General features: G+C 63.8%; 1 protein-coding gene. It reads right to left on the bottom strand.

What is annotated here, in order from left to right; translation table 11 throughout:
• Positions 1 to 240, bottom strand: a 240-nt coding sequence (locus SB751_RS34755; RefSeq protein ID WP_410749583.1) for an SDR family oxidoreductase, incomplete at both ends; no start/stop codon positions are given.

Here is a 240-nt window from a genome sequence, read left to right as displayed (position 1 = left end):
CACATCGATCATCCGGTTCCACTCGCCGACCTTCAGGGCGTTGAGCGGCGAAAGCGGCATCACGCCGGCGTTGTTGACCAGCACATCGATACTGCCGAAGGCATCGAGCGCGAACCGCGCGAATGCGGCCACATCATCGGCCGAGGTCACGTCGAGTTCGCGGTAACGAACGATACCGCCGGACGATTCGATCGATTGCGCCAGCTCGGCCAGCCTGTCGGTGCGGCGTGCACCGATGAC

Origin of the sequence: Cupriavidus sp. SIMBA_020, from assembly GCF_046535395.1 — a bacterium.
In the GTDB taxonomy this organism is placed as follows: Bacteria; Pseudomonadota; Gammaproteobacteria; order Burkholderiales; family Burkholderiaceae; genus Cupriavidus; species Cupriavidus campinensis.
The sequence above is the reverse complement of the archived record's forward strand: the minus strand, read 5'-3'. Positions and strand labels throughout refer to the sequence as shown.